The following is a 13,441-nucleotide window of genomic DNA, read 5'->3' on the forward strand; positions in this document are numbered from 1 at the left end:
TCCTAAACCCGCGGTCCGTCTCCCAGACAGCCGCTCTCAAACCGAGGCAGATGGGAAAACGTCCTTCAAGTCAGACTTCTTCAGCAACCTGTTAATGGGCGTCGGCGCAGCCCAAGACCTATTGAGGCGGGGCTTTGATACCGCGGCAATCATGCGCGCAGGCGGATGGAAATCGGTGAACGTTCTGGTGCGATATCTCGAAGTAGCTGAACAGAACGTCTGGGAGCTACCGGGATCGCCAAACCTAAGTTGAGTAACTACTTTCGCGCAGCTGAGGCTAACACTTCCGATATCACGGCGGTTGTCTTTTGGATCTCGCTTTCGATTAACGTTGGATGCACCAAGAACATAAGACTTGTTTCACCAAGTTCTTTAGCCTCCGGCAAACTGGCTTCCGGTCGCCATCCCGTACCATCAAACGCCTTTTCGAGATAAACCTCTGAACAGGTTCCCTGAAAACAAGGGACCCCGCGCGCGACGATCTCTTCCACAATGCGATCCCGTGACCAATCTTGCGCGAGATTATCCGGGCGCACATAGGCATAGTACTTATAATACGCATGCTTGCACCCGTTCGCAGGCTCGCAGCCAGGGCAGCTTGCGCATCGCTCGGCCGCGAGACGAATGGGGCCAGCCTCATCAGAGAAGGGGCGCAGGGCGCTTGCGATCATGTCTGCATTAGCAGAGCGCGCTTCAGTCCATGCGGTCATGCGACCAAGCTGGATCCGGCCGATTGCGGCCTGCATTTCTGTCATGCGCCAGTTCGTCCCAAAGCTCTCGTGAAGCCAACGAAATCCCGGCGGATGATCTCGCTCGTATACCGCCTCCCAGCTCTTACCGTGATCCTTGTATGACCACATACGTAACCAGAGCTCTGGATCATTCGTTGTGACCATGCCTCCTTCTCCGCCGGTGGTCATGATCTTGTCTTGGCAGAAGGACCAAGCCGCTACGTGACCGATGGAGCCGACAGACCGACCTTTGTAGCGCGCGCCATGTGCCTGCGCACAATCTTCAATCACTTTGATTTCTTGGCCAGCAGCGAGACCCATAATTGGATCCATGTCGCAGGGCCAGCCGGCTAGATGCACGACGATTATCGCGCGCGTGTTTTCCGAGAGGACAGTGGTAATAGTATCGGCAGAGAGATTGCCGGTCGCGTGGTCCACATCAGCGAATACGGGAATTGCACCCGCGCTGACCACCGTTGAGATCGACGCTAAAAAAGTGCGGGGGGTGACAACCACCTCGTCATCAGACGATCCACCGTATGCAGCTCCAATGCCAAGGCCGGCGAGTGCGAGATCCAGCGCAACCGTTCCATTTGCGACCGCGATGGCATGTTTCGTCTCGCTCCATGCAGCGAATTCTTTCTCGAAGCTGCGAGTTTCTTGACCTGTCCAGTAGTTAACGCGATTGGAAAGCAGGACGTCGCAGATAGCCTTGGCCTCTTCAGCAGTAAAGGAGGGCCAAGGAGAAAAGGGTCCATTAAGCATTTGTTCTAAAGTCCTTTCGCGGGCACGCCGCCAATACGAGCAGCATCCGGAACATCTTGCACCACGGCCGCACCCGCGGCGACCATCACGTTGCGGCCAATCCTGACACCTTCACGAACTACCGCTCCGATACCGATCCACGAGCCAGCCCCCACCTCGACACCTCCTGCCAGCCTGGCGCCCGGCGAAATGTGTACAAAGTCTTCCAAAAGGCAATCGTGATCAACGCTGCATCCGGTATTGAGAATTGAACCGCAACCCACTCTTGCATCCGCATTTATTACACTTCCGGCCACGACAAGCGAGCCTGCTCCAATCTTAGCAGACGGCGATATGATCGCGCTGGGGTGAACGAGAGTTGGACTGTCCCAAAGGTCAAATTCCTCGAAGAGTTCCGCTCGGACATCGTTTCGGCCGACGGCACAAAACATTGGCTGATGATCGTGTGTCGGTTTCCCTACGACGGGCCAGCGTCCATTTTCAGTGCGCTCTGGCCAGACCGCATCAACAAACACAATCTGTTTATAGCCTAAGAGGCTAGCTATTTCGGCCACAACCTTGCCATGACCACTTCCGCCTAGAATGTGGAGCGAGTTCATTTTGAGCCTTTGAACTTTGGCATCGTCGCTTCGCCTTTGGCCGATATCCCGTCGCGAGCGATAACCTTGCGGATCGTCATCCCAATGATCTTGAGATCGAGACGCAATGTTCGGTTGTCGACATACCAAGTATCCAACCTGAACTTCTCTTCCCAGGAAATAGCATTTCGCCCGTTGACCTGAGCCCAGCCGGTTATCCCAGGCCGAACCTCGTGCCGACGTGCTTGTTCGGCCGTGTAAAGTGGCAGATACTCCATCAGGAGAGGACGCGGGCCGACTAGGCTCATGTCACCCTTGAGAACATTCCAGAGCTCGGGAAGCTCATCGAGGGATGACGATCGCAGCTTCCGGCCGAGCGGCGTGAGCCTATCAGCATCAGGTAGGGCCCAGCCATCCCCATCGATTGCGTCTTTCATTGTGCGGAACTTAACCATTTCGAAGGGCTTGCCCGAGAGACCCGGCCGCATCTGACGGAAGAGAACCGGGGCACCCATGTCCTGCCTGATCCGGAAGTACAGATACAGCAAAAGCGGCGAAAGCAGCAAAAGAGACGCAGAAGCCAAGGCTATGTCGAATGCGCGTTTCATGTATTGTATAGGTTTTTCAACGTCATAAAGGTCTTCACAGAGTTTTTTTAAGGCTCGATATCCCGTGTGATTCAAGCGGAGGATTTCGCACCCACGATCCAGTCCGCCCACGACCTCGATAACTTGGAACGGTCAAAGTCGCTACGGGCCAGAGCGGCCGCATTTCGAGCTTTCATGGTCAGCGCCTCACGATTATCTGCCGCTTCAATCAGAGCGTCAGCGAAGGCGCTGCTATTCTCGGGATCGACAGCATAGCCGCATTCGTTTTCCATCACGAGGTTTGCGACCCAACCGGGATAGTTGTTCAGTACCGGCAGGCCCGCGGCGATGTAGTCGAAGAATTTATTGGGGGAGGTTCCGTAATAGAATGCTGGCACATTCGCAAGTATTTGCATGCCGAGGTCTGCACTTGCCATGAGCCCGGCAAGACGGGATTTGTCGACGGGGTCATGGAAGATTACATTCTCCAGTCCGTCATCCTGCGCACGCTTCTGGAGGACGGGCTTAAGCTTTCCATCACCGACGAGAACAAGGCGAACGTCACCGCGGCCTCGCCTCTGAAGCTCTGCCGCAGCGTCCAGCACAGCATCTAGCCCGTTTGCCTGACCGTGCGTTCCCGTGAAGATCGCCATGAAGTCAGATGGGTCCACACCATCGGGCCGCCACGGTTCGCGATTTCCACTTGCGAAAATGCCGATGTCGCACCCGTTTGGGATCATCTTGATCCGATCGTCCGGGATGCCGCGCTCGGCAATGCCGCGGCAGATACCCGGAGAAAGGCCCACAAGTCGCGTGGCAGACTTGTAGGACGCCCATTCCACTAGCGACATAGCTCCGAGTACGATTGGGTTCGTGATCACACCCATCGCGCGTGGCAGCTCTGGCCAGAGGTCACGCACTTCGAAGACGAATGGTTTTCTGCGCAACCACCTTGCGGCAATACCTGGCAACCCGGCGGTAAGCGGCGTTGTCGTTGCAAAGACAACATCGTATTTGCGGCTCATCGCAATACCCACGCCGCCGAAAGCAAATTTCAGAAAGAGCTTTGTTCGCGTCAGAAGGTCGGCATTGTTGGAGTAGCTGAGATCGAACTCAATGACTCGAATGCCATCGACAATGCCCTCACGCCGCCCCTTGTGAAACTCGGTGTCGAGCCCGGTCTGCCCCAGCTGGTACGACCCACACACCATGGTCACGGTGTGTCCCTCGGCTAGAAGGGCTTTGGCCATCTCGTAAGAGCGAATTCCTGCAGCCCCTTTCGGCGTGGAAAAATGCTGATGAAAGTAAAGAACATGCATTTCAAAAAAATACCCTGGTCGTGATCTTCGAGGGCGCGTCGAGATAGAGTTCGAGAACCGGGATCTTGGTCTGCTCGAGGTAATGCCGTGACTCCGGCGCAATATCCAGCTTCGCACGCGGCGTGCAGCCGTCCACTTCCATGACCAGCGAAAGATGATCACCTTTCACGGAGAGCCCGTTTAACTCATATTCGCCGGGCAAGAGGCGCCAGCGTAAACAGGCCCCACTGAAATTCCCCGAGATCTCATCTTTGCAGACGAGCTCGTTTGAACTTAGCGAAACACTCCTCAAATGTTTCGCTCCTTGGCCATCCGTGTAGCCGGCAGTCGCTTTAGGATGTGTGCCGTTATCCAAAGTCAGATTTACGTTACTGGCCCTCAGCCAGTCTCCGAACAAGAAACGGCTTAGACGAGGCATCTGATCTCGGCCGTCGAACTGGACCGTGTTATGTGCCGCCGCACTCGCGAACCATTCGGACTGGGATGAATTGTAGCTGAAGGTCCCGGCGTCCCGAAGCAGGGCTCGACCGCAGACAATTAGGTCGAGATGCAGGGCGTCGGCTTGACTCGGCCTGAAATTGAAGCGCGGATATCGCAACACGGCGCGCGCGCCGTCCTGTTTCAGAACATGATATCCGCCGTAGTCAAAGCTTTCGATTTTCGTCTGGAGCGGATCACTACTTTCGGGAATGCTCAGCCATTTCAAGGCGTTGTTCCAAGGGCCTGCTCCGAATGCGTCGCGCTGGAGGAACAACGCCGATGCCAATTGTCCCGATTGTCTGAAATCGCGGTATTCGGCTTCCGCCAGCGGCAGCAAATTCGCGCCGTCATTTGCGCCAATGTTCGGTGCCTCGCCGCTTTCTTCATCAGTCATCGAGACCAGCCAAACAGTCGCCGCTTCCAAGCGGTGGTAAAGCTCGCTCGAAAACGGCGCAAGTTTCGCGTGCCGCCGCCATGCTTCGACCAGCGAGTAGGTGTCGAGCATGAGGCGATGGTAGTTGACAGAATACTGGCTGAAGCTGCCGTCAGGTTCGATCAGCACTTGCGCCCGATCTTCCAGCCATGTGCGTCCCTTCCGCATCCAGTCATCCGCGCGCGGATCGTGTCCCATCAGAAAGCTGCCACCGACAAACAATGCAGCGGCTTCGGATGTGCCGTGGTTGTTCTGTTGGCCGATAGCGTAGGACATTGTCGGCGCGATCCGCCGGAGGTGGGCACTCACAAACTCGATCAGGGCTTTCTCGGGGTTCTGGTCCTGATCGAGCAACCACGAGACCAGAACGAGATGCAAGACACGGATAGAGGCTTCCTGTCCACATTTCCAATTCGGGCCTTTGTAGGCCGGGTTCTCCCGCACCCAATCTGCCAGCCAAGTATTTAGTCTGGTAAAGACTTCAGCCTCTCCATGTGCCGCTTGCGTAGCCCAGGCAACGGCCCAATCCATACGCGAGAGTTCCCAAAGTCCTTTGATGTCGCCGGCGCCGAAGTCCGAAATCCGCCACCAATCCTGCGAAGCATCAGGCTGCGCCGCATCGGAGAACGGATTTGCGAACCAGTCCGGAGGTGTGGTCGGGAGCGGGCGACAATACCACCCGAACCACCAAAGCGCATCATCCCAAGACGTGTTCGGTGCCGGTAAGCCGACCCGGGTGGGCGTTTCGCGGAAATACGGGCCGGGCGGGATATGCGCCGTTTGTGCGAGCACGGGATGGAGGCCGCTTTTCAAGCCCAATCTATATGCGGCGACCCTGGCTACGTTGGGAAGTCCGAGCCGCGCATAGGTCGGCAACTTGGCAGCGAGTGTCATGTCTGGTCGCGCAAGAGGTCGGCAGCTTCGATTGAGACGCGCGCGACCTCGAAGAGCTCCTCCGCTGGAATGGGAGCCGGTCCGCCGGTTTCGATTGCTTTTACGAAGGCGGCCGCACAGGCCGATTGGCCTTTGTCCTGTTGCCAGAGGTTTTCTCTCTTGAAACCAGGCCAATTGAAACCACGCAGTTTCAAAAAATTATTGAGCTGAAGGGTGCGACCCGCTGCAAAGACCTCGACGCGTTCCTTCGGAAAAGATGCGCCCCCGTTTGCCAGATAGTGGATCGTGCCGAAGGACCCGTCTTCGAAGCCGAGCGTGATGGCGGCCTTGTCTTCGGTTACCGCTTCGGCATCCGTATCGCCCATACGCCTTGCCTGCACTGAAGATATTGGAGCACCTGCCAGAAAGCGCATCAGGTCGATATAGTGGCAGGCCTCGCCGATGATGCGTCCGCCGCCGACATCTTGGGTTTGCGTCCAATGGTCGGCCGGAATCGCTCCAGCATTCATTACCATCACGAAGCTTTTCGGTGCTGTGACTCCGTCGAGCAGACGTTTCATCGTCTGGATCTGCGGGGCAAAGCGACGATTGAACCCGACCATAAGGCAACGATTGCTTTCTGAATGCGCGGCTTTGACCTCGTCGAGCTGGTCGAGCGTCAAAGCGAGGGGCTTCTCAACGAAAACGTGCTTTCCGGCTTGAAGTGCTTGCGATGCAAACTTTGCGTGGCTGTTGTGCCGCGTGACAATTGCTATCGCATTGATTTTGGGGTCCGAGATTAGTCCGTCGGTATCGGATGTCGCTTCGTAGAAGCCCGATTTGCGTCCGTGGATAACGGCATTCGTGCCGCCCGCCGAAGAAATGCTCTGCAGCGTCGCGCCCGCAGCTTTAAAGGCAGGGATCAGCATCCGAGATGCATAGTTCCCCGCGCCTACAAAGCCTACTGCGGCTCGACCGGATGCCTCATGTGTCCCCGGCACGAGCTGTAATGATTGTACATGCCTTTCGGGTATTGCGTGATCATATGTCAGAACGATCCCTAGAGCAGTTTTGTCGGTGCTAAGCACTTCATAGGCTCGCGGTGCTTCCTCGAATGGAATGCGATGACTTATCAAAGGCTCGACATCAAGCGCACCAGCTGCAAGCAGATCGAGAACAGCTTCGAAATTTCGCTGTTCAGTCCAGCGCACGAAACCGATTGGGTAATCGTGCCCATCATCCTCGTAGTTACTGTCGTATCGTCCCGGCCCATACGAGCACGAGACTTGGAAGGTGAGCTCTTTCTCGTAGAAGTCAGCCCGGTTTAATTCGAGACCGGTTACACCGACAAGCACGATACGCCCGCGCTTGCGGCTCATTCTCGCAGCTTCGGTTATCGGGTCGCTGGACTTTGTGGATGCGGTAACGATCACCCCATCCACGCCGTGTCCTCGGCTGAAACTGACGCCGGCCGCGACGGGGTCCTCACCCCTGGCCGGGTTGCATGTTTCGGCACCAAATGTGCGGGCAAGTCGCAGTTTCTTCTCGTCGAAATCGATTGCAAGCACACGGCAACCCTGCGCACGCAGCATTTGCACGGTCAGCAGGCCGATCAAACCCGCGCCGGTGACAACGAAAGCCTCCCCGAGGGTCGGTTGCGCAAGTCGGATGCCTTGCAGACCGATACTGGCCACGACGGTAAAGCTGGCGGCCTCGTTGCTGACAGCGTCAGGAATGCGAGCGCATAGGTTCTTGGGGACGCTGACGACGTCGGCGTGGGGACCATTCGAGACCACGCGATCACCGGGGCGATAGCCGTTCGCGTCGCTTGCGCTTACCACGCCTACGTTGCAATAACCTAGCGGGATCGGCGCACCGAGCTTCGAACGTACTGCGTCGATTGTCGTGATCAAACCGTCAGTAGCCACCTTCTCCAGAACCTGCGTCACCTTTTCAGGCTGGCTGCGGGCCTTGGCAATCAAGCCAGATTTGCCGAAATCGACGAGCATCCGTTCGGTTCCGGTCGAAATCAGCGATATCGAAGTATTGATCAGGAGACTGCCGCGTCGGCTTTGTGGCACAGGAGCATCAACGAGTTCGGAAGCGCCGGTGGAGAGATTTTGGAGAACTTGCCTCATATTGCATGCCTACGTCTGCGTTTGCTTAGGGTTTCTAAAGAACGAGCTGCATAATATCCGATAAAGACCTCATCAACGAAAGAGAAGAAAAAGAATGATGCTGCAAATAACGCTACTATAATCGCTCCATCAGACCTTGATCCAAAAAGAATGTCGAGAAATGAAATTTTCAGCAGGTAAAGCATTAAGAAAAGCCCCACTAAGCCGGAACGGTAAGCAACAGCCATAAGTGTATTGTGAAGGGAGTGCAATGACTCTGCGTAATCCTCACGGCCAGTGAAAACAAGGATTTCTGCGCCAAAACCATGGCCGAATAAAAATACAGAAACGCCACTGGTCCAAGCTCTAAAAGAAGTAGCAACCTCTGCAATCCTCATTGATTGATTTTCCAGAATGAAGTCAATATCGCCAATAGATAATAATCGCCCGATGAAAGGCACGGACCGCCAGTCAGCGAAATCAATTAAAGTCAGCGCGGCTATTCCAATAACCATAACTAGGATAAGCGTCTTAACTCTATTGTGAGTTAAATAAACTAGAAACGCAATGAGTACAGTGCGCTTTTGTCCGATAAGTGATGCGAGAATCACAACGTAATGAAATTTGGGCCACAGGCGGCTTTTCAAGCCTACGTCCTTACGGATTGCGTTTCGCTTCATAGCAACGCACACGAGTAAGGCATCAAGGCTTGTCCCATAATAAAGTCTTGTGATTGATCCAAGCATGGAAATAAACAATGCGGTCCGCGCTAATATGAACATTGAACCAAACAGAAACAATTTCCGTTCTACATAATCGCCCTCGTCCCGAAAAATGCAGTAAAGGCCAATCCCCGCAGGGATAAAAAGTGATTTCAGAAAGTCACCGGCAAGGTCCGAGAGGTTATTCCCATAGGCAAGGCCAAGAATTAAGCCAGAAGCTGTGTAAGCTACGCACAAAGTCAATAGGTGCGAAAATTGCTTTGTTATCTTAATCTTCAGCGTGTAGTATGCAATAAATGGACTTAGAAATGCCCCCCAGAGACTTAACATTAAGCCCAGCTCCGGAGCTGGTAGGCCTGTGCGAATTGTTAGAATTCTAAGGTCGAAGAAGAATATGTATGATAAATAAATAACTAAAAAGGTGGTGAGTGCGGAGTTCTTAACTGAAGGCATCGATTTCACTCACTTTTCGTGGGTCGGATCTGTTTCGCGGAAGGGAATAATGCCTTGAAAAGATCTTCATCTTGGGTTTGAAATATGCATTTCTGTAGATGTGAGCTAATTTTCGAAGGGCCCAGTCTTTGGGTGAGTTAGAGTCCGAATAATCTATTCCATGATGCGGAGCCTCGCCGACTTCATCAATTCTTTTCAGATGCTCTTCCCAAATAGCTGAATCAATTTGGTTATACTTGCGCAGTAGCTCAAAGGAATCGTGGGAAATTGAATATTTTCCAATTTTAACTCCATGTCTGACGCAAACGTCATCGGGAAGTATTCCAGTTGCCTTGTTCGCAATTGTGTATGGAGCGGTTATCGAATGCCCAATTTCAACTATTTCTCTCTCAATGAAGTTAGAAGAGTCTTTTACGTGGACTAAGCTTTGAATTTTCTTAATGCCTATTTCTGCTTTATCGGTATCACCATGCCCTAGAAATTTTGATATATAATTTTGTTTCCACGGAATGCTTGCGTATTCGTCAAGTGAGCCTTCAAACGTCTTTTTTCGTCGATCATGTAAGTAGTCAGAGATACATCGTTCCAGGGGATCTCGTAATACAGTAAAACTGCGAACGTCAAAACCCGCATCCGTAAACCATTCGATAATGTTGGTGTTAAGGTTATGCCCGGAAATCACCTTTAGATTTGGGTAGGTCTTTAATGTTGTTTGCCATTCTTTGTACGACAAGACATTGGTTTTCGATAGTGCTTCGCACGATTGAAAGGGTAAATTGTTTCGAAAGTAATTTACCAAAGATGTACCTCCACATTTCTCAATGTGAAAGAATATTAGTATATTTCGTTTCATATATTTCTCATTCGATAAAGCACAAGTAGGCCCGCGAAGAAAAGAATGCCTTCCGATAATATAATTCCTATTATATACCCGTGGCTGTTGGTGAGGGTGATTGCAAGCAGAAGGAAGAGTAAGGCCGATAAGGACTCAGAGGCAATCCCTAAGTTCTTTTCATTTGCTTGGCGTAAAACAAATAACCCGACGAAGCCTAGGGTGGCGCAAAAAACAGCCAGGAAGCTCAAAATTGGTGGTGAGCTTATCCCTAAAAATTGACTACCAATAAGAATCCCAATAGCTACTATGGTTCCAAGGGAAATTTGGATGAGTATTGTCGAGTGATATGACGTCTTTTTATGGAAGAATGCGTAGTTTGCTAATGGATTCTGGATGACGCGGCAAAGTGAAATTGCCTGCTGGATTAAGCGTCCAGAAATGGCTGAACTAGGGGATATAATTGTGATAATTGTGAAGATGCCGTTCGTTCTAAAGAAGCGCGACGTCGCCAATATAGCGGATCTGGAGTCAAAGGAGAAGTCCTCAGGCTGGGAGAGAAGTGTCAGCCAGCCGTGTCGTGTTGAGTGGTTTAATAGTAAAAGTGTAAAAATTAATTTGGCTAATAACGCGCTTACGAATAGGCTGAGACTTCCGCTGATGAGGCTAGATAGCTCAAGAAAAAGCAATGCCAGAAGAGAAGTAAAGCTTGCATAAAGTAAGAGTAAAAAATTTGCTTTCTTGATGTATATCCACCTAATCCCATTTGACCAGACGGCAATTATCCCGCTTGTTATAAAAATTGCGATTATCGGTGGATTTATTTCTGTATTGTTAAGGGCTGCGTATGATGCAAGTGATACTGTTGTTATGAGCGATAGCGTGATGGAGAAAAATCTTGATCCAAGCCAAATATTCGTCTCGGTAGATTTTCTCCAACCCATTTGGATTGACTGAAATGGGACTGGTAGGTTTGATAAAGCGATCAATCCCAAATTTTGTGCTGATACATTCAGGTCGTATTTAGTGACAGCAATTATAAATACTATCAATGAGAAGCTGGTGTAGACAACTTGTTCTGCTATAGCCGCTAGTTGACCTGCAACGTTTCTTTTGATGATAAAAGATATTTTTTGCCTCACTTCATGTCCAAATGCCGCGCGCATCCACTAAAATACCTTTGGGTTTTGGTACTGATCTAAATTCTTTATGATCTACTAGCATTACGTGAACATCCGCTGCCGTGTTGTCTAGAGCCGCGAGTGTCGTGTTTTCAAATTCAGGTGGTAGAGAATCTATATTGGGTTCAACAATTACTATTGATCCGATGTGGCTTCTTGCTAGTGACTTTGCGACCGCAACTGCAGGGCTTTCACGAAGATCATCGATGTCCGCTTTGAAGGCTAACCCATAAATTGCAATAGTAATGTCAGCTTTAGTTTTTTCAGGTTGGTTCGCCAGCGCATATTCGATCGCTCTTTGGGTGTTATTTATAATCCATTCAGGTTTGGCGTCATTGACTTGGCGTGCCATTTTAATCAATGGCGAATACTGGGGTGCCGACGAAACAATAAACCACGGATCAACTGCGATGCAGTGGCCGCCAACTCCAGGGCCTGGTTGCAAGATATTCACGCGAGGGTGGCGGTTTGCCAGTCGAATGAGCTCCCATACGTCCATACCTAGATGATCGCAGATCATAGATAGTTCGTTTGCAAAGGCGATGTTCACATCTCGGAAGCTGTTCTCTGTCAGCTTCGCCATCTCGGCGACCCGCGGGCCAGTCGCGATGACGCATTCGCCGGTGACGAAGGTCTCGTAAAGCTTCTTCGCAGCGTCCGAACTCGCCTGCGACATACCGCCGATCACGCGGTCATTTGTGATTAGTTCCTGCATCACTTTTCCGGGAAGAACCCGTTCAGGACAGTGGGCAATCAGAACGTCGGCTTCTTCTCCTGCCGTTTGAGGAAAGCTGAGATCTGGCCGCGCGTCGGCCAGCCAGTCTGCCATGGATTCCGTGGCGCCAACGGGAGAGGTGGATTCAAGGATTACGAGGTTCCCGGGGGCCAACATAGGGGCGATTGCGCGGCTTGCCGTTTCGATATAGCTCAAGTCCGGATCATGGTTTTCGCCTTTGAATGGCGTTGGAACGGCAATCAAAAAAGCTTCCGCCGGTTCCGGTGTGGTTGTCGCGCGGAGATAGCCCTCGTGAACCGCGGCATGGACAACCATATCGAGATCTGGCTCGACGATATGGATACGCCCTTCGTTGATCGTTGCTACAGCATTTTCATTGACATCAACACCGACTACCTCGATCCCGCGCGATGCGAACATTGCTGCGGTGGGCAGTCCGATATAGCCAAGCCCAACGACTGAGATTTTCTTGAACGGATGACGGCTCATTCTGCAGCGTTCCTTGTGACGTTCTGGTGTTCGATGATTTCTCTAATGCGGCTAGCGCCTTTGCCATCACCGTAGGGATTATGTGCGCGCGCCATGGCTTGGTAGGCGGCGTTTTCATCGAGGAGAGTGTTCACTTCGCGTACGATAACAGCGCTATCGGTACCGACGAGTTTTACGGTCCCGGCATCAACAGCCTCGGGACGCTCTGTGGTTTCCCGCATTACGAGAACAGGCTTACCAAGCGAGGGCGCTTCTTCCTGAACACCGCCAGAATCTGTCAATATGACCTCGGCCCGTCGCATGAGGTGTACAAAGGGCAGGTAATCCTGGGGCGCGATGAGATGCACATTGCCATATCCTGCCAGATGATTTTCGACGGGCCCTTTGACATTGGGGTTCAAGTGAACTGGATAGATGATCTGCAAATCCTGCCGTCCCGCCAACTTTGACAGCGCTTTGCAAATGCGTTCAAAACCGCCGCCAAAGCTTTCACGGCGATGGCCTGTCACCAGCAAAAGGCGACGCTCCGGATCGATGCCAAGCGCGCGATCGAGCTCTGCGCTTTTCTCCGGGTTGTTCTCCAACATCTCGACAACATCGATCAAAGCGTCGATGACCGTATTTCCGGTCACATGGATCATATCTGCCGATACATTCTCGCGTAAAAGGTTGTCGCGGGATCCTTCAGTTGGCGCGAAATGCAGCTGTGTAATTGCCCCCGCAATCTTGCGATTGATCTCTTCCGGCCAAGGCGAATAGATGTTGCCGGTTCGTAAACCAGCTTCCACATGCCCGACGCTAATTTGCTGATAATATGCCGCCAGAGAGGTGGCGAGTGTTGTTGTCGTATCGCCATGAACGAGCACAAGGTCAGGCTTTTCAGCCTCAAAGATGGGTTTTAAGCCCTGCAAAACGGCGCAGGTAATCTCGGTGAGACCTTGACCAGGCTTCATGAGATCGAGATCAAAATCGGGCACAATATCAAACAGCGCCAGAACTTGATCGAGCATCTCCCGATGTTGCGCTGTAACGCAGACCTTCAGATCAATGTCGGGACTTTGCGAGAGGCTGCGAATGACGGGGGCCATCTTGATCGCCTCAGGCCGTGTTCCAAAAATGCACATAACTTTTTGCATTGACTCAAT

At 52.3% G+C, this 13,441-nt stretch carries 12 protein-coding genes; 1 reads left to right on the plus strand and 11 read right to left on the minus strand.

Annotation, left to right across the window (positions count from 1 at the left end):
• Positions 1-253: hypothetical protein (locus BW990_RS22375; protein ID WP_234990309.1), on the plus strand; the 253-nt coding region annotated here is incomplete at its 5' end.
• A 4-nt stretch (positions 254-257) separates the two neighbouring features.
• On the opposite strand, the gene BW990_RS18870 is transcribed toward BW990_RS22375, so the two are convergent.
• The 11 genes from BW990_RS18870 to wecB all read right to left on the minus strand — a co-directional run bounded on the left by BW990_RS18870 (position 258) and on the right by wecB (position 13,432).
• Positions 258-1,496, minus strand: coding sequence for a DegT/DnrJ/EryC1/StrS family aminotransferase (locus BW990_RS18870; protein ID WP_076450654.1), 1,239 nt, complete (start codon positions 1,494-1,496; stop codon positions 258-260).
• A gap of 5 nt (positions 1,497-1,501) precedes the next feature.
• On the minus strand, positions 1,502-2,095 hold the full coding sequence (locus BW990_RS18875; protein WP_076450656.1) for an acetyltransferase: 594 nt from the start codon (positions 2,093-2,095) through the stop codon (positions 1,502-1,504).
• A complete protein-coding gene (locus tag BW990_RS18880; RefSeq protein WP_076450659.1) occupies positions 2,092-2,682 on the minus strand; it encodes a sugar transferase in 591 nt (196 codons plus the stop codon). The genes BW990_RS18875 and BW990_RS18880 overlap by 4 nt, the downstream gene beginning before the upstream one ends.
• Before the next feature lie 71 nt (positions 2,683-2,753).
• Complete coding sequence (locus tag BW990_RS18885) at positions 2,754-3,980, minus strand: glycosyltransferase family 4 protein (RefSeq protein WP_076450661.1); 1,227 nt, start codon at positions 3,978-3,980, stop codon at positions 2,754-2,756.
• Between the two features lies 1 nt (position 3,981).
• Complete coding sequence (locus BW990_RS18890) at positions 3,982-5,787, minus strand: alginate lyase family protein (RefSeq protein WP_076450663.1); 1,806 nt, start codon at positions 5,785-5,787, stop codon at positions 3,982-3,984.
• Positions 5,784-7,904, minus strand: a complete 2,121-nt coding sequence (locus BW990_RS18895) for a bi-domain-containing oxidoreductase (RefSeq protein WP_076450666.1) — start codon at positions 7,902-7,904, stop codon at positions 5,784-5,786. The genes BW990_RS18890 and BW990_RS18895 overlap by 4 nt, the downstream gene beginning before the upstream one ends.
• Positions 7,901-8,935 (minus strand): hypothetical protein, encoded by a 1,035-nt coding sequence (locus BW990_RS21655; RefSeq protein WP_159441689.1) that lies wholly within the window; start codon positions 8,933-8,935, stop codon positions 7,901-7,903. The genes BW990_RS18895 and BW990_RS21655 overlap by 4 nt, the downstream gene beginning before the upstream one ends.
• Before the next feature lie 109 nt (positions 8,936-9,044).
• On the minus strand, positions 9,045-9,911 hold the full coding sequence (locus tag BW990_RS18900; RefSeq protein WP_076450668.1) for a sulfotransferase family 2 domain-containing protein: 867 nt from the start codon (positions 9,909-9,911) through the stop codon (positions 9,045-9,047).
• A complete protein-coding gene (locus tag BW990_RS21660) occupies positions 9,908-11,056 on the minus strand; it encodes a hypothetical protein (protein WP_143526289.1) in 1,149 nt (382 codons plus the stop codon). The genes BW990_RS18900 and BW990_RS21660 overlap by 4 nt, the downstream gene beginning before the upstream one ends.
• The gene (wecC, locus tag BW990_RS18905; protein ID WP_076450670.1) at positions 11,034-12,296 is read right to left on the minus strand and encodes a UDP-N-acetyl-D-mannosamine dehydrogenase; all 1,263 of its coding nucleotides are present in this window, start codon (positions 12,294-12,296) and stop codon (positions 11,034-11,036) included. Before wecC ends, BW990_RS21660 begins: the two co-directional genes overlap by 23 nt.
• On the minus strand, positions 12,293-13,432 hold the full coding sequence (gene wecB / locus BW990_RS18910) for a non-hydrolyzing UDP-N-acetylglucosamine 2-epimerase (RefSeq protein WP_076450672.1): 1,140 nt from the start codon (positions 13,430-13,432) through the stop codon (positions 12,293-12,295). Before wecB ends, wecC begins: the two co-directional genes overlap by 4 nt.
• Positions 13,433-13,441 lie beyond the last annotated feature (9 nt).

Source organism: Roseivivax lentus (assembly GCF_900156805.1).
GTDB classification, from domain to species: Bacteria; Pseudomonadota; Alphaproteobacteria; order Rhodobacterales; family Rhodobacteraceae; genus Roseivivax; species Roseivivax lentus.